Origin of the sequence: Microbacterium halimionae (assembly GCF_011761265.1) — a bacterium.
GTDB lineage: Bacteria > Actinomycetota > Actinomycetes > Actinomycetales > Microbacteriaceae > Microbacterium > Microbacterium halimionae.
Genome location: NZ_JAAOZB010000001.1, coordinates 1210368 through 1231133 on the forward strand (window position 1 = coordinate 1210368; position 20766 = coordinate 1231133).

At 62.3% G+C, this 20766-nt stretch carries 20 protein-coding genes; 13 read left to right on the forward strand and 7 right to left on the reverse strand.

Annotated features, from left to right (window positions below):
• Nucleotides 1-9 precede the first annotated feature (9 nt).
• Genes tsaB through FHS06_RS05590 form a run of 4 tightly spaced genes read left to right on the forward strand, consistent with a single transcriptional unit; the run spans nt 10 to nt 2745 of the window.
• Nucleotides 10-690 carry a tRNA (adenosine(37)-N6)-threonylcarbamoyltransferase complex dimerization subunit type 1 TsaB gene (gene tsaB / locus FHS06_RS05575; RefSeq protein WP_167046509.1) on the forward strand — a complete coding sequence of 227 codons (681 nt, stop codon included), beginning with the start codon at nt 10-12 and terminating at the stop codon, nt 688-690.
• Nucleotides 687-1208, forward strand: a complete 522-nt coding sequence (rimI, locus tag FHS06_RS05580; protein WP_167046512.1) for a ribosomal protein S18-alanine N-acetyltransferase — start codon at nt 687-689, stop codon at nt 1206-1208. Before tsaB ends, rimI begins: the two co-directional genes overlap by 4 nt.
• On the forward strand, nt 1205-2272 hold the full coding sequence (gene tsaD / locus FHS06_RS05585) for a tRNA (adenosine(37)-N6)-threonylcarbamoyltransferase complex transferase subunit TsaD (protein ID WP_167046515.1): 1068 nt from the start codon (nt 1205-1207) through the stop codon (nt 2270-2272). The genes rimI and tsaD overlap by 4 nt, the downstream gene beginning before the upstream one ends.
• Nucleotides 2269-2745 carry a hypothetical protein gene (locus FHS06_RS05590; RefSeq protein WP_167046518.1) on the forward strand — a complete coding sequence of 159 codons (477 nt, stop codon included), beginning with the start codon at nt 2269-2271 and terminating at the stop codon, nt 2743-2745. The genes tsaD and FHS06_RS05590 overlap by 4 nt, the downstream gene beginning before the upstream one ends.
• Before the next feature lie 26 nt (nt 2746-2771).
• Here FHS06_RS05590 and FHS06_RS05595 read toward each other — a convergent pair whose 3' ends face one another.
• On the reverse strand, nt 2772-3962 hold the full coding sequence (locus tag FHS06_RS05595; RefSeq protein ID WP_167046521.1) for a class I SAM-dependent methyltransferase: 1191 nt from the start codon (nt 3960-3962) through the stop codon (nt 2772-2774).
• 156 nt (nt 3963-4118) lie between these two features.
• Here FHS06_RS05595 and groES point away from each other — a divergent pair, with 156 nt between their 5' ends.
• The 3 genes from groES (at nt 4119) to FHS06_RS05610 (ending at nt 6983) form a co-directional block, all read left to right on the forward strand.
• Nucleotides 4119-4415, forward strand: coding sequence for a co-chaperone GroES (gene groES, locus FHS06_RS05600; RefSeq protein WP_165139410.1), 297 nt, complete (start codon nt 4119-4121; stop codon nt 4413-4415).
• 179 nt (nt 4416-4594) lie between these two features.
• A complete protein-coding gene (rarD, locus tag FHS06_RS05605) occupies nt 4595-5551 on the forward strand; it encodes an EamA family transporter RarD (protein ID WP_167046525.1) in 957 nt (318 codons plus the stop codon).
• Between the two features lie 160 nt (nt 5552-5711).
• The gene (locus FHS06_RS05610) at nt 5712-6983 is read left to right on the forward strand and encodes an ABC transporter substrate-binding protein (RefSeq protein ID WP_167046528.1); all 1272 of its coding nucleotides are present in this window, start codon (nt 5712-5714) and stop codon (nt 6981-6983) included.
• A 165-nt stretch (nt 6984-7148) separates the two neighbouring features.
• Here FHS06_RS05610 and FHS06_RS05615 read toward each other — a convergent pair whose 3' ends face one another.
• From FHS06_RS05615 to FHS06_RS05630, 4 genes are read right to left on the reverse strand one after another with little or no spacing between them, the layout of a single operon-like run.
• Entirely contained in the window at nt 7149-7889 is a 741-nt protein-coding gene (locus FHS06_RS05615) for an ABC transporter ATP-binding protein (RefSeq protein WP_167046531.1), read from the reverse strand.
• The gene (locus tag FHS06_RS05620) at nt 7886-8878 is read right to left on the reverse strand and encodes an ABC transporter ATP-binding protein (protein WP_243845258.1); all 993 of its coding nucleotides are present in this window, start codon (nt 8876-8878) and stop codon (nt 7886-7888) included. The genes FHS06_RS05615 and FHS06_RS05620 overlap by 4 nt, the downstream gene beginning before the upstream one ends.
• Nucleotides 8879-8897: 19 nt before the next feature.
• Nucleotides 8898-9878, reverse strand: coding sequence for a branched-chain amino acid ABC transporter permease (locus tag FHS06_RS05625; protein WP_167046537.1), 981 nt, complete (start codon nt 9876-9878; stop codon nt 8898-8900).
• Between the two features lie 9 nt (nt 9879-9887).
• On the reverse strand, nt 9888-11162 hold the full coding sequence (locus FHS06_RS05630) for a branched-chain amino acid ABC transporter permease (protein ID WP_167046540.1): 1275 nt from the start codon (nt 11160-11162) through the stop codon (nt 9888-9890).
• Nucleotides 11163-11494: 332 nt separating this feature from the next.
• On the opposite strand from FHS06_RS05630, the gene guaB reads away from it, so the two are divergent.
• The 6 genes from guaB (at nt 11495) to FHS06_RS05660 (ending at nt 18635) form a co-directional block, all read left to right on the forward strand.
• Nucleotides 11495-12997 (forward strand): IMP dehydrogenase, encoded by a 1503-nt coding sequence (guaB, locus tag FHS06_RS05635; protein ID WP_167046543.1) that lies wholly within the window; start codon nt 11495-11497, stop codon nt 12995-12997.
• Nucleotides 12998-13186: 189 nt separating this feature from the next.
• The gene (locus tag FHS06_RS05640; protein WP_167046546.1) at nt 13187-14302 is read left to right on the forward strand and encodes a GuaB3 family IMP dehydrogenase-related protein; all 1116 of its coding nucleotides are present in this window, start codon (nt 13187-13189) and stop codon (nt 14300-14302) included.
• A gap of 7 nt (nt 14303-14309) precedes the next feature.
• The gene (locus tag FHS06_RS05645) at nt 14310-15140 is read left to right on the forward strand and encodes an SURF1 family protein (protein WP_243845259.1); all 831 of its coding nucleotides are present in this window, start codon (nt 14310-14312) and stop codon (nt 15138-15140) included.
• Nucleotides 15141-15185: 45 nt separating this feature from the next.
• Nucleotides 15186-15665, forward strand: a complete 480-nt coding sequence (locus tag FHS06_RS05650) for a DUF3817 domain-containing protein (protein ID WP_167046549.1) — start codon at nt 15186-15188, stop codon at nt 15663-15665.
• Nucleotides 15662-17242: a glutamine-hydrolyzing GMP synthase gene (gene guaA, locus FHS06_RS05655; protein WP_167046552.1), complete on the forward strand. Its 1581-nt coding sequence runs from the start codon at nt 15662-15664 to the stop codon at nt 17240-17242. The genes FHS06_RS05650 and guaA overlap by 4 nt, the downstream gene beginning before the upstream one ends.
• A gap of 13 nt (nt 17243-17255) precedes the next feature.
• Nucleotides 17256-18635, forward strand: a complete 1380-nt coding sequence (locus FHS06_RS05660) for a glycosyltransferase (RefSeq protein ID WP_167046555.1) — start codon at nt 17256-17258, stop codon at nt 18633-18635.
• A gap of 144 nt (nt 18636-18779) precedes the next feature.
• Here FHS06_RS05660 and FHS06_RS05665 read toward each other — a convergent pair whose 3' ends face one another.
• Complete coding sequence (locus FHS06_RS05665; RefSeq protein ID WP_167046558.1) at nt 18780-19706, reverse strand: ROK family protein; 927 nt, start codon at nt 19704-19706, stop codon at nt 18780-18782.
• A gap of 92 nt (nt 19707-19798) precedes the next feature.
• On the reverse strand, nt 19799-20704 hold the full coding sequence (locus FHS06_RS05670) for a Bax inhibitor-1/YccA family protein (protein WP_167046561.1): 906 nt from the start codon (nt 20702-20704) through the stop codon (nt 19799-19801).
• Nucleotides 20705-20766 lie beyond the last annotated feature (62 nt).

Here is a 20766-nt window from a genome sequence, read left to right on the forward strand (position 1 = left end):
CCTGGAAGGGTGATCCTTGGCATCGATACTTCACTCGGCACGGAGCTTGCTCTCGTTGACCCCGACGGTGTTGTGCGCGCAGAAGCGGCAAGCCTCGATGCTCTCGGGCACGCCGAAGTCATCGGAACACTGCTCGTGCGCGTGCTCGCTGACGCCGCCACAACGGCCGCAGTCGGTAGCCCCGTTCCGGCAGGGGCGGAAACTGTCGTGACGCACGTTGCGTCTGGCATGGGGCCCGGGCCCTTCACTGGTCTTCGCATCGGCATTGCGGCAGCTCGCGCTTTCGCGCTTGCGCGCGGCATCCCGGTCATTCCCGTACCGAGTCACGATGCTGTCGCCCTTGAGGCGCTGATGGCTTCAGCCCTTGCGGATACGGAGCCCGAGCGTTTTGCCGTCGTGACCGACGCGCGTCGACGGGAATTCGCCTACACCGTTTATGACGGCATCGACGACGATGGTCTTCCGTTGCGGGTTGCGGGCCCCGCTCTCGTGCCACGCGACGATATCGATGCAACTGTCGCGGCGCTCGGCGCGCGACGCCTTGATGCCACCCGGGTGCCGGCGGCGTTCATCGGCCTCGTTGCCGCACGTGCCCTCGCGGCCGGCCGAGAGGTTGCCGACGCTGAACCGCTGTACCTGCGCTCGCCCGATGTGACGCTCGGCCATGTTCCCAAGAAGGTCGGGGTATGACCGAAATGCGCCGCGCCACCCTGGCCGACCTCGACGCCATCATGGCGCTCGAAAAAGCAAGCTTTCCAACGGATGCCTGGAGCGCACCCATGATGCGCGAAGAACTCGCATCGCCGCATAGCTTCTACCTCGTGCTCGAAGGCGAAGCGCAACCAGGCGAAAGCCCCGTGCTCGAAGGCTACGCGGGACTTCGCGCACTTTCGGGTTCCCACGACGCTGACGTTCAGACCATCACTGTTGCGGCGGCAACCCGCGGGAAAGGCCTCGGCCGCACGCTGCTGCGTGCTTTGCTCGATGAAGCTGGCGAGCGAGGTATCCGAGACGTCTTTCTCGAGGTGCGCGCCGATAATCCGGTTGGTCAGTCTCTGTACGTGTCGGAGGGTTTCGTCGACATCGGTCGTCGACCCGGCTACTACCAGCCTGACAACGTGGATGCCGTCGTCATGAAGTGCGAGATGGCCCACTGGCATCGGGCGGGTCTGCGTGTCGAGGCCGAACCGGGGACAATAGTCACGTGAACCGCCGTGAACCCCTCGTGTTGGGTATCGAAACGAGCTGCGACGAAACCGGCATTGGGATAGTCCGGGGTCGTACGCTCCTCAGCAACACGATTGCCTCGAGCATGGACGAGCACGCCCGTTTCGGTGGCGTTGTTCCCGAGGTGGCGGCTCGCGCTCATCTTGAGGCGATGCAGCCCAGCATCGAAGCTGCGCTCAAAGAGGCACAAGTGTCGCTCGAAGACATCGATGCCGTCGCTGTGACGTCGGGTCCGGGCCTTGCTGGCGCGCTCATGGTCGGCGTCGGTGCGGCGAAAGCGCTCGCCGTGGGACTCGACAAGCCGCTTTACGCCGTGAACCATCTCGTCGGGCACATTGCCGCCGATATTCTCGATGACGCCGCAGCCCCGCTCGAATATCCCACCGTCGCACTTCTCGTGAGCGGCGGTCACACGTCACTCTTGCTTGTGCATGATCTCACCGGCAACGTCGAGCTGCTCGGTGAGACAGTCGATGACGCAGCTGGCGAAGCGTTCGACAAGGTCGCACGGATTCTGGGGTTGCCCTATCCGGGCGGTCCGGAGATCGATCGGGCAGCCGTCACCGGAGATCCCACGGCGATTCGGTTCCCGCGTGGGCTCTCCCGCGCATCCGATCGTGAAAAGCACCGCTACGACTTTTCCTTCTCGGGGCTCAAGACTTCGGTTGCGCGCTGGATCGAGCAGCACGAGGCCGCCGGGCAACCGGTGCCGGTAGCTGATGTCGCGGCGTCGTTTCGTGAGGCCGTCGTCGATGTGCTCGTGACCAAAGCTCTCGATGCCTGCCAGGCGTATGGGGTTCCGCGGTTGCTGCTGGGTGGGGGAGTCATTGCCAATCGGCGACTTCGTGATGTCGCCACGGCCCGGGGCGCAGCGGCAGGCGTCACAGTACGCATCCCGCCGCTCCGCCTCTGTACCGACAACGGCGCCATGATCGCGGCCCTCGCGGCCGAACTCATTATGTCTGGGCACGAACCGTCGACTCTCGCGTTCGGGGCAGACTCCACTCTTCCGGTCACCGACATCCAGGTCGCGGTGAGCGGATGACCGATCCGACGTCCCCGGATGCTTCGCGCACGCCTGCACCGCCCTTTGCTGCACCCGCTGCGGTACCGTCGCCTGCTGCGCCGGCTGCTGCGCCGACTGCGCTGCCGGGTGCGCACCGCGGTGGGTATCAGCGCGAGCTGACCGCCCCACTCGACATCGTGGTGCAGTCGCAGACCGAGTATCCGTCTGTCCCGTGGCAGCCCCCCGCGACGGCGCCGGTTTCGCCGCCCGTGCAGGGGGCATTTTCGGGGTGGGCGCTCGGATTTGCTGTCGCCGGACTCGTGTTCTCCTTTTTCGTCGGCTGGGGCTTTCCCCTCGGGATCGTCGCCATCGCCACAGCGATTCTCGCGCTCCGACGTCCGCTCGAGAGCCGTCGTGTGGCGGTCTGGTCAATCGTGCTGGCCACTCTCTCGATCGCATATAGCGCGCTCTGGCTAGTGGCGTCTGCTCAGCAGGCGGGCATGATCAACTAGCCAGCGCTCGCCGTTCGCGACCTGATCTAGTCAACGCGGTCAACCAGCAGCGCGCGGCGACGCTCGCCGATGCGGGTGACGATGAGCGTCGCGGATGCTGTGCCAGAAAGTTTTAGTTTGGTTCGGAGGATGGCGGGGTCGATATCGACGCCGCGCTTTTTGATCTCGAGCGTTCCTATGTTGCGCTCGCGCAGTGCTTTAGCAAGTGACTTCACATCGAACGGCAACTCTTCGCGCACCCGAAACGAACGGACGAACGGGCTTGTGAGTGCGGCATCCGATGTGAGGTAAGCGATGCCGTCAGAAACCATGCCCGCTTCTAACCGGCGAGCCACGTCGCCGATGAGTCGCGCACGGATGACGGCGCCCTCGGGTTCGTGCACGAACTCCCCGAGCGCGCGAGTCTCGACATCTGCCGCGTCGTCTGCCGCGGTAATCTCGTGCGCTGTATCGCCGCGCACCACGAGGGCGGAGCGATAGACGCCGGGGCGCGCGAGTGCACCCGACCACAACACGAGCTCGATGGTTGCGCCGTCCACGCTGATCCACTGCGCCTCGATCTCTGGTGGAATCGCATCGCGTTCGAATCCCGGGCCGAGCTTGATTCCGGTTGGGAGCGTGCGTGCGAGCCCGAAAACCCAATCAAGGTTCGGCGAGTAGTCGGTTGGGTGAACCCGTCGCGTCTCGGTGTGTCCAGCTGTTCGTCGTGCCGGGTCGAGCCAGGCTGCTCTCACACCAGAGAGATCGGATGCCTCCGCCACACCATGCCGCACTGTCACTGCTTTGCCGAACGGCGCGAGGTTGTACGCGGCAATGGCTGCTGTCACCTCGTCGGCATCACACGCCTCGACTTCGAGTCCAAGACCGGCAAACCCCAGTGCGTCTCCGCCGATTCCGCAGCCGAGATCCGCAATGTGTGTGAGCCCAGCATCACGAAACCGCCCCGCGTGCCTGGCGGCAACGGACAGGCGAGTGGCTTGCTCGAGACCCGCGCGGGTAAAGAGCATGCTCGTGGCGAAATCACCGAACTTCGCGCGTGCTCGCACGCGCAGGCGTGCCTGCCCGACAACAGCGGAGACGAGGGCGGGTGAGTGGCCGACGGCACGCAACCGCGAGACGGCGGATGCTACATCCGTCGTTGACTCGAGTGCACCCACCTCATCGAGGAGCCGGAGCCCGTCTGGGGTCAATAATTCGGTGAGCTCGGCCATCTCCATGCCACCACCCTATGCGCGGCTCCGATTGCACGAGAGAGAAATTGGCACTCGCGTTGCGTGAGTGCCAGCACTTCCCTAAACTTGTTTTTAGCACTCTCGGCCTGAGGGTGCTAACGAGTCTTCCGTTCACGAAGCGCAAGAAAGAAGAGGTAGACCGTGTCGGTTTCCATCAAGCCGCTCGAGGACCGCATCGTCATCAAGCAGGTCGAGGCAGAGCAGACCACCGCGAGTGGTCTCGTCATCCCCGATACCGCCAAGGAAAAGCCCCAGGAGGGTGAAGTTGTTGCTGTCGGCCCCGGCCGCATTGACGACAACGGCAACCGTGTTCCGCTCGACGTAGCCGTCGGCGATCGCGTGATCTACAGCAAGTACGGCGGCACCGAAGTGAAGTTCGGCGCTGACGAGTACTTGGTGCTCTCGGCACGCGACGTGCTGGCGGTTGTCGTTCGCTAAGACGACCACCCCTCGAAAGGCCCGGAGCGATGCTCCGGGCCTTTTCTTTTCTCCCGCCACCGACTCTTTTTCTCACAACTTTGCTGTCTGCGAGGCGGTGGCAGAAAAGAGTGCATGATCGGCAGGTCCCGGGACCTGGATGGTGCCTTGCCGATGGCGCTCAGATCTAGGCTAAGTAAGTGACGCAGCCGAATGCCCCCGAAGATGCGACGGATGCTGCGCGCACGCGCGTCGTCGGAACGACCTATGCCTTCTTGGCCTACCTGCTCTGGGGATTTCTCCCTCTCTACTTTTTGCTGCTGAAACCTACCGGTGCGTGGGAAGTCGTGGCATGGCGCATTCTGTTGTCGCTCGTGTTCTGTGCGTTCCTCATCGCCGTTACGCGGTCATGGCCGCGCTTCCGAGCGATCATCGCCCAAAAGCGGTTGCTCATGTGGACAGCGGTCGCCGGTGCTTTGATCTACGTCAACTGGCAGGTCTTTCTGCTGGCGACTCTCACAGGCCACGTCATCGAGACGAGCCTCGGCTATTTCATCAATCCCATCGTGACAGTGCTGCTGGGTGTGCTTGTGCTGCGTGAGCGGCTTCGCGCGACGCAGTGGGTAGCGATCAGTCTCGCCGCCGTTGCTGTGATTGTGATCATGGTCGGGTACGGCACTTTCCCCTGGATCGCGCTTCTTCTCGCGTTTTCATTCGGCTTCTACAGTCTTGTGAAGAAGCGGATCGGTCCCGCTGTGGACGCGGTCAGTGGTCTTACCTTGGAATCCTTCTGGCTCGCGCCCATTGCCATCGTGCAACTCATCGTGGTCGGAGCAACGACCGGCATCACTCTCGCGAGCGCGGGGCTGGGGCACGGCATCCTGCTTGCTCTTGCGGGCGTCGCAACAGCTGTGCCGCTGTTGCTGTTCGCCTCTGGCGCGCGCCGAGTGACCTTGACAACACTCGGCATCATGCAGTTCATCGCGCCGATTTTGCAGTTCATGATCGGTGCATGGCTGCTGGGTGAACCCATGCCGCTTGAGCGCTGGATCGGCTTCGGCATCGTGTGGGTGGCACTGATCGTGCTGACGATTGACTCTGTTCGCGCCGCACGCCGCGGGCGTCGGGTCGTTAGCGACGTGACAGAACTGACCTAAAATCCACCGGATGCTGGAGTCGCTGTTATGCGTCTGTGATCTGGTTGTTTCACATCGTTAACGCACCGCAACACTGCGGTGCGCTCCCGCTCGTTACTGTGAATTACATCGAGTCCGGTTCTGTGAGCCGGACGCCTGTTTGTACACAGCAAGGAGCACTATGAACGTCTTTACTCGTTCGCGTTCGAGCAAGGCCATCAGCGGTATCGCTGTGGTCGGGATCAGCGCGCTCTTCCTCGCCGGCTGCTCAAGCAGCGGTGACGAGGGATCATCATCCGCCCCAGAAGCCGGGGAAGCGATGACTCTCACCATCGGAACAGCACTGCCGCAGACCGGTAACCTCGCATTCCTCGGCCCGCCCGAAGAAGCTGGTGTCGCGTACGCGGCATCTCAGGTGAACGACATCTCCGACGCAACAGGTCTCTCAATGGACGTCGTGTACGGCGACTCGGGTGACACTGACAACAAGGCATACGAGACTGAAATCCCGCGTCTGCTCAACGATGACGTTTCGGCGATCATCGGTGCAGCCTCATCGGGTGTGTCACTGCAGTTCATCGACCAGGTGACGGGTGCCGGAGTCATCCAGTTCTCGCCCGCCAACACGTCGGACGCCTTCACGACATACGACGACAACGGTCTCTACTTCCGCACCGCGCCTTCGGACGTGCTGCAGGGTGAAGTGCTCGGAAACTTGATTGCTGAAGACGGCAACCAGACACTCGGCATGATCGTTCTCAACGACTCGTACGGCACGGGACTCGCCAAGTACGTCACGGAGGCATTCGAAGCCGCCGGTGGCGAGGTAGTCGCATCGACCACCTACAACACTGGTGACACCACGTTCGACGCTCAGGTGAGCGAAGTTCTCGCCGCAGACCCCGACGCGATCGCGCTGATCACGTTCGAAGAAGTGACGACGATTCTTCCGAGCCTGTTCGGACAGTTCCCCGCCGAAGACCTTTACTTCGTCGACGGCAACCTGTCGAACTTCGGCGATGAGTTCCCCGAGGGCTCACTGACCGGCGCAAAGGGCACGCTGCCCGGACTGTCGATCGACTCGATCGGTGAGTTCACCGGTGCGCTCGATGAGTTCGTTGCATCAGAGGGCGACGACCCGCTCGAAGAGTACAGCTACGCTGCTGAGTCGTTTGACTCGGTCATCCTGCTCGCTCTTGCCAGCCTCTCGGCAGGTACTACCGATAGCGCAGCTATCGCAGAGAAGCTCATCGAGGTTTCAGGTGGCAGCGGCGACGGTGAGAAGTGCACCACGTACTCTGACTGCGCCGACATCATCATGGGCGGCGGAACAGCCGACTACGACGGTGTTTCTGGTCCGATCACGTTCGATGACGTCGGAGACCCGACCGAAGCATCGGTCGGTATCTACCAGTTCGGTGACGACAACAACTACTCCGCATACGAGGGCTAAGCCTTCCAGCAACACAGCGGCCCCGGTCTTCGGACCGGGGCCGCTGTGCGTGTGCTGTGCAGCAGGGTACTGAGCAGGTGCTGCCGCCGCCGCTTGGCGGCAGGGCGCAGCAAAAAGCTCCGCCACACGACGATGACCGTATGGCGGAGCTTAAGCTATTGGCGGTTACGCGCCGAGCGAGCCCAGGTAGAGCTCTGTGACCTTGGAGTCGTTCAGGAGCTCGCGCCCAGTGCCGGTGTATGCATCGCGGCCCTGGTCGAGGACATATCCGCGGTCGCAGATCTGCAAGCAGCGGCGTGCGTTCTGCTCGACCATGATGCAGGTGACGCCGGCCTTGTTGATCTCCGAAACGCGAATGAACGCCTCATCCTGACGCACGGGAGAAAGTCCAGCAGACGGCTCGTCGAGAAGCAGAACCTTGGGGTCCATCATGAGAGCTCGGCTCATAGCGACCATTTGTCGTTCACCGCCCGACAGCGAGCCAGCACGCTGCTTCAAACGTTTGCCGAGCTCGCCGAAGATGCTCGTCACGAATTCGAGTCGCTCCTTGTAGACCGACGGATTCTGGTAGAGCCCCATCTGCAGGTTCTCTTCGATTGTGAGAGACGGAAAGACATTGTTCGTCTGAGGGATGAAACCGACCCCGCGTGCAACGAGCTTGTTCGCGGGCAGGCCCGTGATGTCATCACCTTCGAGAGTGACAACACCCGATCGAATGTTCACCTGACCGAAGATCGCCTTAAGAAGCGTCGACTTACCGGCACCGTTCGGGCCGATGATGCCGATGAGCTCGCCCTGATGGGCAATGAGAGAGCATCCGTTGAGGATGTTGACTCCCGGCAGGTAGCCGGCGTGTACGTCGTCGACGTGCACAACAGGTGTTGCCGTGGCCGTAGGTGTGCTCACTTGTCGTTCTCCTCTTCGGCCTGACCTTCAGCCACGATCGTGGCTGAAGTGATGCCCGAGCTGCCGGGCAGGCCCGCGGTACCGTTCGCTTCTGCCTCAGTGACGCGACCCGTGAGTACGCCGAGGTCTACCTCTTGATGTGCGCCGAGATACGCGTCGACGACAGCCGGGTTCTTCATGACCGAAATCGGGTCACCCTCGGCAACAATGCGACCTTCCGCCATCACAACAACCCAGTCCGCAATGTGGCGCACCATGTGCATGTCGTGCTCGACGAACAGCACAGTCATCCCCTCTTCTTTCAAATCGAGGATGTGATCGAGCAGCGACTCGGTAAGGGCCGGGTTGACGCCCGCCATTGGCTCGTCGAGCATCACGAGTTCTGGCTTCGTCATGAGTGACCGAGCCATTTCGAGAAGCTTTCGCTGGCCGCCCGAAAGGCTAGCTGCGTAGTCAGGAGCCTTGGTGTCGAGCTTGAACTTGGCAAGGAGCACCATGGCACGTTCTTCGATCGCCTGATCCTGCTTGCGCCAGATCCATGGGATCAAGCTCGCCCAGAACTTCTCACCCTTTTGACCTGTCGCGCCAAGCTTCATGTTGTCGAGAACAGTGAGAAGCCCCAGCGCTTTTGTGAGTTGGAAGGTGCGGACAAGCCCCATTCGTGCGACTTTGAACGCGGCCACGTTTCCGAGCGGCTTTCCATCAAAGCTCCACTTGCCGGCGTTTGGTTTATCAAAGCCGGTGAGGAGATTGAACAGCGTGGTTTTACCCGCGCCGTTGGGGCCGATCAGGGCGGTGATGGCGCCGCGGGGGATTTCGAGATGATCTACGTCGACGGCGGTCACGCCGCCGAAAGATCGAAGAATACCGTCAGCGACGATGATCGGATCTGTCTTCGCGACACCCGGCACAGCTTCACCGACGTGAAGGCCCGTCGTTTTAGGACGCGCGATCAGCCCGGTGGTCGTCGGCACCTTTTCACTTGACATATCTTCACTTGACATATCTTCACTTGACAAAGGTCAGCTCCTTCTTATTGCCGAGGATGCCCTGCGGCATGAAGATCACGAGCAACATCAGGGCAACGCCTACCAGGATGAAGCGCAATGTACTCGCCTGGATCTGTGACATGAACGGCAGGATGCCGGCCGCCACCATTGCAGGAAGCACGTTCGACAGGAACGTCTGGATGACCCAGAAAATCAGCGAACCGAGCAGAGGCCCGAATACAGTTGCCGCTCCACCGAGCAAGAGTGCCGTCCAGATGAAGAACGTCAACGACGTGACGTAGACACCGGGGCTTACGGCGGAAGGCATCGCGTAGATGATTCCACCTGCGGCGGCGATGACGCCACCGAGTACGAGCGACTGCATCTTGTACGCGTACACGTTCTTGCCGAGTGAGCGAACAGCATCCTCGTCTTCACGAATGCCCTTCATCGCTCGGCCCCATGGGCTTCGCATCAGCATCCACACAACGAGAGCGGCGATGGCCAGGGTGAGCAGGCCCACAATCCGCACCCACCATTGGTTTTCGTTATACGTCCAGGGGCCGAAACCGTAGGTTCCATCCGGGATCGGATTCATCGCTCGGAAGCTGGAGTGATAACCGCTGAGTCCATCGGCGGACCCGGTGACCTCGTCAAAAGCCGTCGTAAGGAACAGCAGCCGCACAACTTCTGCGGCCGCGATCGTCACGATAGCGAGATAGTCACCGCGCAAGCGCAGAGTCGGAATACCGAGAATGAGAGCGAAGATCGCTGCTGCAGCGAGTCCGACGAGAGCTGCCAACCACCAAGGGAAGTTGAACGACAGGATCGAGATGGCGTAACCATACGCACCCATCGCCATGAATCCAGCGATGCCCATGTTGATAAGGCCTGCGTAGCCGAAGTGAACCGCCAGTCCGAGGGCCGCGAGCGCGTAAGCGATTGTTGCCGGGCTCAGGATTGAGGAGCCGGTGTTTGAGAGGATTTGAAGCCAGTCCATGAGTTTCGCCTAACCTATTCTCTCGCGACGGCCGAGGATGCCCTGTGGTCTGAACAGCAGGATGACGATGAGGACGAACAGGGCGCTTGCGTATTTGAGATCGGCAGGAATCCACAGGCTCGATACCTCGACGAGGAGTCCAACGATGATCGCGCCGATGAGAGCACCCATTGCGGTACCCAGGCCACCGAGGATCACGGCCGCGAACATCAGGAGCAAAAGCTGTGCGCCCATGTCCCATTTGATACCCGGCCGGTAGTACGCGTACAGGATGCCGGCGAGGCCTGCGAGAGCACCCGAGACGATCCAGACCACGCGAACGACGAAGTCGACATCGATACCGGAAGCCGCCGCCAGCGAGGGATTGTCGGAGATGGCGCGGGTGGCCTTTCCGAGACGTGACCGTGTCAGCCACACACCAAAGGCGCCGATGACAACAATCGAAATGCCGATCGAGACCATGTCGATCACGCTCATCTGCACGACACCGAAGAGTGCGATCTTCGGTGCTGAAGAGTAGGGCAACTGCAGTGTTCCGCCACCGATGAAGAACTGGAAGATATAGCGCAACGCTAGCGACAAACCGATGCTCACGATCATGAGCTGGACGACGCCGACTCGCCTTCTTCGCAATGGTCGCCAAATTATCATGTCGAGAATCAGGCCGAGAAGTGCGCTCAGCACGATAGCGAGCGGGTAGCCCAGCCACCATGGGAGGGCAAGGCTTGCGGGCCCCACTAAGAACAGACCAGCGATTGCACCGAAGGTGACCATCTCGCCCTGAGCGAAGTTCGAGATACTGGTTGTGCCGTATACGAGCGTCAGACCGACGGCTGCGAGTCCGAGCATCAACCCGAAGCTCAGCCCCTGGACGATGCGTTGGACGAGCTGGTCCGCGAAGCTTGTGACGTTTCGCTCACCCTCACCGATGAAGAAGTTGACGGTCACGCGACCGCCCGCTCCCATCTCGACCTCTTTTTCGTTGGGCGCTTCAGTGTCGTCAACAACGGCGATGCCCTCAGGCAGTGTGTTCTCGTCGAGGACGACCGAGTATGTTTCGTCCCGGTCGGGTACTTGAACTGACCATTGACCGTTCTCATCAGTTTCGACTTCTTGTGCACCCCCAGAGCCGTCGATCGTAAGAGCGACGCCTTCGAGCGGTTCGCCATCGAGCTGAACGTTGCCGCTGATGCGATAAGGATCATCCTCTGCTGCCATCGCGGTAGATGGGAGCGCGAGGAGTGCAAGCAATATCGCGGCGACAACGCCAAAGAGCGCTGTCATAACTGGGCGTCGCCAAAGGCGATGCGCGGTTGTCGTGGGCCTCACTGATCCTCCAGGTGGCTTGGCCACCGTTTAACGACGGGTTTGCGTCGACTGTGACGAAAACATTATGAGCGTAATGTGTCCGCGGTGTTTCCGTCGTGGAACCGCTGCCACCGATTACGAATTTGATATTGGACTGAGTTTTAAAACCGTCGCTGGTGGCCCCGGAAAGACGCGGTGAATCCGGGAATTAACTCGGGTCTCAGGCGCTTAGAATTATCACGTCGGATTTTTTTGCGGCGGACCCTCGTTGCCGTCAAAACCGTCAGCGCGCTGGCAGAAGGAGAATTATGGAGCACCACGACCCCTTCGGTTTCGTCGGGCTGACCTATGACGACGTGCTGTTGTTGCCGGGCCACACCGATGTCATCCCCAGTGAGGCTGACACTTCCTCTCGGGTGACGCGTCGCATCACAGTTGCGACGCCCCTTATCTCCAGCGCCATGGATACCGTCACCGAAGCGAGAATGGCAATCGCCATCGCTCGCGAGGGCGGCTTGGGCATCATCCACCGCAACCTCTCGATTGCCGATCAGGCATCCATGGTCGACCGGGTGAAGCGCAGCGAGTCGGGCATGATCTCCGACCCCATTACGACAACGCCCGACGCGACGATCGAAGAGGTAAACGACCTCTGTGCGACGTACCGCATCTCGGGGCTTCCTGTTATCGACGGCGAAGGTCACCTCTTGGGCATCGTGACCAACCGGGACATGCGGTTCGTCTCGGGCTTCGAGCGTCAGACCACGCTCGTCAAAGACGTCATGACGAGCGAAGGCCTCGTGACGGGAAAAGTGGGCATCGGAGCGAACGACGTCATCGCTACATTCGCAAAGCACCGGGTCGAAAAGCTTCCTCTCCTCGATGACGACGGCAAACTTGCGGGTCTCATCACGATCAAAGACTTCGACAAGAGCGAGAAGTACCCTCTCGCGACAAAAGACGAAGTTGGCCGCCTGCGCGTCGGCGCTGCCATCGGTTTCTTCGGTGACGCCTGGCAGCGTGCTGAAGCGCTGCGCGACGCTGGCGTTGACGTTCTCGTTGTAGACACCGCCAATGGTCAGTCCGCTGGTGTTATCGACATTGTTCGCCGTATCAAGGCCGACGCGACGTTTGATCACATCGACGTCATCGGCGGAAACGTGGCGACTCGCGAAGGCGCCCAAGCGCTCATTGACGCCGGTGTGGATGCCGTCAAGGTCGGTGTCGGCCCCGGCTCCATCTGCACGACTCGCGTCGTTGCGGGTGTCGGTGTGCCCCAGGTGACTGCCGTGTATGAGGCATCCCTCGCCGCTCGCGAGGCTGGCATCCCGATCATCGCCGACGGCGGATTGCAGTACTCGGGTGACATCGCGAAGGCTCTCGTTGCCGGCGCCGATGCTGTCATGCTCGGGTCACTCCTCGCGGGAACTGATGAGTCGCCGGGAGAGATCGTCTTCCAGGGCGGAAAACAGTTCAAGCAGTACCGCGGCATGGGTTCGCTCGGGGCGCTCCAGACACGTGGCAAGAAGACGTCGTATTCCAAGGACCGCTATTTTCAGGCTGACGTCCCCACCGACGACAAGCTCATCCCCGAGGGGATCGAGGGGCAGGTGGCCTACCGTGGCCCCGTCGGTGCCGTTGCCTACCAGCTAGTTGGTGGCTTGCGTCAGTCGATGTTTTACGTCGGCGCCCGCACGATTGAAGAGCTGAAGGCCAAGGGCAAGTTCGTTCGTATTACGTCGGCGGGGCTCAAAGAGTCACACCCGCACGACGTGCAGATCGTGGTCGAGGCCCCGAACTACAAGCGCTAGCCCGCGTCCGCGGCATCGCCCCGCGGAGCGAATCCTTTTTCCCTACTCGCGAGGGGTCGCAACACGCCGCAACGAAACCGCGGGCGGTGATCGCATGCGGCGTGTTGCGACCCCTCGGCGGGGATATCTCCGCCGGAGAGTGTGGACGCGAGGGCGGATGCCGGTGGCGGCTAGGCTGGAAGGGTGAACATGGAGATCGAAATCGGCCGCGCCAAGCGCGCTCGGCGGGCATACACGTTCGACGACCTTGCGGTGGTGCCGTCGCGGCGCACTCGCAATCCCGAAGACGTGTCGACGGCGTGGACGATTGACGCGTTCCAGTTCGACATTCCGGTGCTCGGGGCGCCGATGGACTCGGTCGTGAGCCCCAAGACGGCCATCATGCTCGGCCAGCTCGGTGGTCTCGGAGTGCTCGATCTCGAGGGGCTCTGGACTCGCTACGACGACCCAGAGCCGCTCCTTGCCGAGATTGCATCGCTGCCTGACGCCGAAGCAACGAGACGGATGCAGGAGCTCTACTCCGAACCGATCAAGCCCGAGCTCGTGCGCGACCGCCTCGCCGAGATCCGCGCTGCCGGTGTTACCGTCGCAGGGTCGTTGACTCCCCAGCGCACGCAGGACCTCTACGAGACAGTGGTTGCTGCCGGGGTCGACCTCTTCGTCATCCGGGGTACAACAGTTTCGGCCGAGCATGTGTCATCAGTCCATGCTCCCCTCAACCTCAAGAAGTTCATTTACGACCTCGATGTCCCCGTTATTGTGGGCGGTGCCGCCACCTACACGGCTGCTCTCCACCTCATGCGGACGGGTGCCGCGGGCGTTCTCGTCGGCTTCGGCGGGGGAGCGGCGTCAACAACGCGCGCTGTCCTCGGTTTGCACGTGCCTATGGCGACAGCTGTCGCCGAGGTCGCAGGCGCACGCCGTGATTACCTCGACGAGTCGGGCGGGCGTTACGTCCACGTCATCGCTGATGGCGGCGTCGGCACGTCGGGTGACATCGTGAAGGCTCTCGCTATGGGCGCTGACGCCGTGATGCTCGGCGTCGCACTTGCGCGAGCAACCGATGCCCCCGGCCAGGGTTACCACTGGGGACCCGAAGCTCACCACCCCAAGCTTCCGCGCGGGCACCGCGTCAGGGTCGACCTCGTCGGCACGCTTGAAGCTGTGCTGTACGGGCCGGCGCCGGTCGCCGATGGAACTGCAAACCTCATCGGAGCACTTCGCAAGTCGATGGCCACGACCGGCTACTCCGACCTCAAGGAATTCCAGCGGGTTGACGTGGTCGTCGCGCCGTACGACCTGTGAGTGCTGCATGACCATCACCGAGCCTGAGGTCTTTCCGCCGACCCTTCGCGAAGTGATGCTTCGCGGGCGCTGGATCGGCATGCTCGCACTGTGTCTCGTCGTTGCCGGTATTTTCGCGTGGCTGGGGCAATGGCAGCTCTCGCGTGCGGTCGATGCCAACCCGCGCGAAGAGGGGGCAACCGAACAGGTGCTCCCCATCGCCGAGGTCGTGCAGCCGGGCGAGTACTTGCCCGAACCTCTCGTCGGTCAGCGCGTCGAGCTGACCGGCACATGGATCCCGGGCGATTTCCTCGTCGTCGCTTCGCGCTACAACGATGGCGACGAGGGCTACTGGGTGACCGGTCAGCTGCGTCTCACCGAGGCCACAACTGGGCTCGTGAACCAGCCCGCGTCGATTGCGGCGGCGGTCGGATGGGTGGCGACGCGTGAAGAAGCAGAGGATGCGGCATCCGCTCTGTCTGCGGAGGCGGCGGTGAACCCGAACGCTGTCTCTGAGTTCACCGGCCGCATCATTTCTGACGAGGGCCAGCTGCTGCCTCCGGCAGATGACCCGCAAATAATGGAGCGGATGTCTCCTGCCGTTCTGCTCGGACGCTGGCACGATGTGGCCGACCTCGATGTGTATCGGCCGTATTTCACACTCGATGTGCCACTGGGTGACCTCACTGATATCTCGTCTCCCGCTCCAGACCAGGGCTCGAGCGTCAACTGGCTCAACATCTTCTACGCGGCCGAGTGGGTCGTGTTCGCGGGTTTTGCGTTCTACCTCTGGTATCGACTCGCGAAAGACGCGTGGGAGAAAGAACTCGAAGACCTCGAAGAGGCTGAAAGCGCCTAAGGCTTCGGCCCGGTTAGAGCCGCGGCCGCAGGTAGGATGGTGTGCATGGCTGCCCCCAAACTCGCCTCGTTTCCGGCGATCCGTGGCGCGCTGAAGTTCTACCAGATCTGCTCGGTCATTACCGGTATCGGCCTGCTTCTGCTCGTCACCGAAATGATCTTGAAGTACACCCCGCTGCGAGTAGAAGTTTTCGCTGGTGGCTCGGGTGGGTTCCTTTGGCTCGCACCCGTCATCCCCGGTATCGATGGAGAACTTGTCTCAACCGGTGATGGCGTGAACCTCTCGCTCGGCATCCTGATCGTGCACGGCTGGTTCTACGTCGTGTACCTTTTCGCGTGCTTCCGAATTTGGAGCCTCATGCGCTGGTCGCTGTGGCGCTTTTTGATGCTTGCCGCCGGTGGCGTGGTGCCCTTTCTGTCGTTCGTGATGGAAGCGATCGTCGGGCGCGAGATCAAGAACTACCTTGTGACTCGCGAAGCGGCCGCAACTTCTGACCCTGTCATTTCAACAGAGAGCTCCCGGTGACCGAACAGAATTCGACAAGCCAGCGACCCGTTCTCGTCGTCGACTTTGGTGCACAGTACGCGCAGCTCATCGCTCGACGCGTCCGCGAGGCGGGCGTGTACAGCGAGATCGTGCCCCACACGGCAACAGCCGCTGAAATCGCGGCGAAAGAGCCCGTGGGAATCATCCTCTCGGGCGGCCCGTCCTCCGTTTACGAACCCGGTGCCCCGACGCTCGATGTAGGAGTCTTCGACCTGGGCGTGCCAACTCTCGGTATTTGCTACGGCTTCCAGGTGATGGCCCAGGCCCTCGGCGGCGAAGTCGCAAACACTGGCCTGCGTGAATACGGTGCGACGGATGCCACGATCGTCACCGACAGCGTGCTGCTTTCGGGCCAGCCCGTTGAGCAGAACGTGTGGATGAGTCACGGCGACCTGGTGTCACAGGCTCCGGCTGGCTTTGATGTTCTCGCCCGCACAGGAGCGACCCCGGTCGCAGCTTTCGCGAGCGATAGCCGAAAGATGTACGGGGTGCAGTGGCATCCTGAGGTGAAGCACTCCGACTACGGACAGAGTGTGCTCGAGAACTTCTTGCACGATGCGGCGGGTATCCCGGCCGACTGGAACAGCGGCAACGTGATCGCAGAGCAGGTCGAGCGCATTCGCGCGCAGATCGGTCACGCGCGAGTGATCTCGGCGCTGTCGGGAGGCGTTGACTCCGCAGTGTCGACGGCGCTCGTGCACAAGGCGGTGGGTGACCAGCTCACAGCGATTTTCGTTGATCACGGACTACTCCGAAAGGGCGAGCGCGAGCAGGTCGAGAACGACTACGTGGCATCGACCGGTGTACGTCTCATCACGATCGATGCGCGTGAGCAGTTCCTCAACGCTCTCGCCGGCGTCAGCGACCCCGAACAGAAGCGCAAGATCATCGGGCGCGAGTTCATCCGCTCCTTCGAGGCAGCAGAGCGTGATCTCGTCGCCGAGGCAAAAGCTGACGGTGAGCCCATCCGCTTCCTCGTGCAGGGCACGCTCTATCCCGATGTTGTTGAGTCGGGTGGCGGCACAGGAGCGGCCAACATCAAGAGCCACCACAACGTGGGCGGACTTCCCGAAGACCTCCAGTTCGAGCTCGTCGAGCCCCTGCGCACTCTCTTCAAAGACGAGGTGCGACAGATCGGTCGTGACCTGGGTCTTCCCGAAGCGATCGTGGGCCGCCAACCCTTTCCGGGGCCGGGTCTTGGCATACGGATCGTCGGTGAGGTTACCGCTGACCGCCTCGAGATCCTGCGTGATGCCGACGCGATCGCTCGTGCCGAATTGAGTGCAGCCGGTCTCGACAACGAGATCTGGCAGTGCCCCGTCGTACTGCTGGCTGATGTCCGCTCGGTCGGCGTGCAGGGCGACGGGCGCACCTACGGGCACCCCATCGTGCTGCGCCCGGTGTCGAGCGAAGACGCCATGACCGCTGACTGGACCCGTCTGCCGTACGACGTGCTGTCGAAGATCTCTAACCGCATTACCAACGAGGTGCGCGACATTAACCGCGTTGTACTCGATGTGACATCCAAGCCCCCGGGGACCATCGAGTGGGAGTGAGGCGCTAAGTCTCATGAGTGGTGACGCGGTAGCAGGTGGCGTTGTCGTTCCGGCCGCGAACTATTTGATCGTTGCGAGTCGGCTGGTGCCGGATCTCGACGGCGGGTTCACCGTGTCGGTTACTCGGCGTGCCCGAGATATTTCCTCCGCGACCGCCGGGCCTCGGCCGCTGTTGCTCACTGTCGACCCGGGGGAGCGCGCTACTCACGACGCGCACCGCGCAGAGTGGATGCGGCGCGGAATACTGACCGATGAGTCGGGGCTTCGCAACCTGTTCGACGATATGCGAGATGACGCGGAGTGGGCACGCGCTGCATCCGAAGCATTACCGCTGCCCGCGACCGATGATGTGCCGTACCGCGCGATCACAAACGACGCCGGGCGCACAGTGCTCGAGATTCCGTATGGCATCGGTGGGGCCGAGTGGCACCTGACCGATGCGCCCGTGCGGGTATGGGATGCCGCGGGCACTGCGCCCGTCGGATGGCTTCGAGGCTACGGCGGGCTCTACCGCGCCTGGATCTCTTTTGTTGCCGCCGCGGAGACGGCCCGCACCGGACTCGATTCAGTGGTGGTATGCGAAGCGCGCCAGATCGGTGAACTTCTTGCCGCAGGCATCGGGATTCCCGTTGTGCACACCACACACGCAGCCCACGTGCGCGCACCGTTCTCGTGGGACGCGCCCATCGACCCGGCATGGGAGCGGTGGCTTGGGATCGCCGACCGCTTCGACGCCGTGCTGTGGCTGACAGCGGCGCAGCAGCACGATGTTGAACGGCGTGTGGGCGACGGCATCCGCTCGTTCGTTGTGCCACACCCCGCGCCCGCCGTGACTGCACCAGTGGAGCCGGTACCCGGTCGTATTGTCATGCTCAACTCGTTGATTCCGCGAAAGCGTATTGACCACGCGCTTCGTGCTCTTGCGCGCGTGCGCGCAGAGGTGCCGCACGCGCACCTCGAGGTGTACGGTGCTGGCGGCTCGCAGGATGAACTCGCCGCGTTGGCTGTCGAGCTTGGTGTTGATGATGCGGTTACGTGGCACGGGCACTCATCGCACCCCGAAGAAGCATGGGCTGGTGCCGACCTCTTTCTCTTCACAAGCGAGAACGAGGGGCAGGGGCTGGTGCTGCTGGAGGCTCTCGCGCACGGTGTACCGGTCGTTGCATACGATGCGCCGTACGGTCCGGCAGATGCCCTCTCAGATGGTGGCGGAATCCTCGTGCCATCGGGTGATCTGAACGCGCTCGCCGAGGCGCTTCGTAGCGTGCTCGGCCGACGCGAGCTGCGGGCGGAACTGTCGTCGCTCGCGCAGCGAGCTGCCTCGAGACGGGATGCCGTGGCATCCATGAAGGCCTTCGGAGACGCTGTCTCGGCTGTGCTTCGCCGGTTCTGACCCGCTGCTTGTGCCTGTGCTTGTGATTGTGCCTGTGCTTGTGCCTGTGCGGAGGAGATCTGCTGGGTGGAGGAGTGTCGCTCGGAATCTCTCCTCCGCCGGGCATATCTCCTCCGGCTGGCAGGGGCTTAGGTCGATCGCGAGCTAGATTCCCTGCCAGACGAGGGCTGCGGCTCCGATGAGCGGCCCGTCGCCGTCGAGCGCTGACGGGCTGATGCGCACAGCGCGGGCATACGGATGCAGCGCCGCGCTGTGAGCGGAAGCGCGTACGTGATCGAGGTAGTCGTCGGCGACCTGTACAAAGCCCCCGGCTACGGCGACGGCCTCGAGGTCATAAAGGGTCGCCGCCGTCGTGATCGCTTCGCCCACAGCTGTTGCTGACCGAATCACGGCGCGGCGTGCGACCTCATCGCCGGCCCGGTACGCCGCGCCGAGCTCTTCCCCGGTCGTGCCGGTCCAGCCCTGAGCACATGCCCATGCCACAGTGGCGGGGCCTGCCGCTATCGCTTCGAGACTTGATGCCGCGGGGTCGCTGGCATCGAGGGTACGCACACGGATTTGCCCGATGTGCCCGGCATTTCCGCTCGCGCCACCGACAGCCCGGCCGTGTGCGATGAAACCGCCGCCGACCCCGGTGGACACGACCATCGCAAGCGCCGTTTCGCATCCGACAAGTGCCCCGTATGAATGCTCTGCGAGCGCAATGCAGGTGCCGTCGAGTGCAAGAGTAACAGGAGCGTCAGCGACGAGGCCGACGAGGACCTCGGCGAGCACCAGACCGTGCGCTGCGGGCAAATTAAGCGGCGAGATGCTGCCACCGGGCAGATCAACAGGTCCGGCCGAGCCGACACCGATCCCGGCAACACTTCGCGATGCGGGCACATGCGAGAGGGCGGATGCCGAGGCATCCCGAATCGCCCGAGCGATCTCATCACGCGATGCCGCCCGACCCGTAGGGCGGCGTGATACCGAAGCACGCTGCACGAGTCCGTCAGAATCAACGAGCGCGGCATCGACCTTCGTGCCCCCGATGTCGATTGCCAAAGCGAGGGGCGCGCCGTGCAAGCTCATTCTTCGATCCTGACACACGATGCAAAGCTCGTGCGGCAAAAAAAGAAGAAGGGGCCGCCCGTAGGCGACCCCTTCTTAGTGAATTGCGAAAGCTAGTTGCTGCCTCGAAGAATCGCGATCATGCGGAGGATCTCGAGGTAGAGCCAGACAACCGTCACCATGATGCCGAAGGCACCCATCCACGCGTAGACGCGCGGTGCACGGTTCTTCACACCCTGCTGGATCGAGTCGAAGTCGAGCACGAGCGAGTACGCAGCCATGATGACGACGAGCACACCGAGGATGAGACCGAGCGGAATGCCGAAGACCTCCTGGCTGCGGAGGCCGAATGCGCCACCCGCAGAACCCGGGATGAAGATCATCATCACGAGGTTCACCAAGCTGAAGGCGAGGTAGCCGAACATCGCGATCATGAAGATCTTGGTGGCCTTCTTCGAGGCGCGGATCTTGCCGCTCGCAAACAGGGCGAGAGTGACGCCGACAACACAGAGGGTCGCGATCGTGGCCTGGATGACAATACCGGGCCAGATGAATTCGAAGTACGCCGATGCGGAGCCAACGAACAGACCTTCAAGCGCCGCGTAGGCGAAGATCAGCGGCGGGCGCACCTTCTTGCGTGACGTGAAGATGATGACCATGGCCAGCACGAAACCGCCGAGCGCACCAATGAGCCACGGTGCCATAGAGGGCATGTCGCCGACGGACTGAACCGTCGACATCGACCAGACCCATCCGACGACAGCCGTTGCCAGCAGAATCGCGAAGAGCCCGATCGTCTTGATCACTGTGTCTTCGACCGTCATGCGGTCGGTCTCGATGGCGCCAGCGGTGGGCGCGGCATACATGCCCTCGAGGCGTGCGTTGGTTGCGGCATCCGTGGTGCCAGCCTGGGCGCTAGCGCCGCCCAGCCGAGCAGCGTTCGCGCCACCCGGGTACGTTCTGACCGCCTTCGGGTCTTGGAAGGCGGAGTTGTTGAATGCAGGATTCGTCGAGGCCATTGCTCGGCTCACACTCCCGTTACGTCTGTGACAGCAAGGTGCTGTAGATCAACGATATCGAA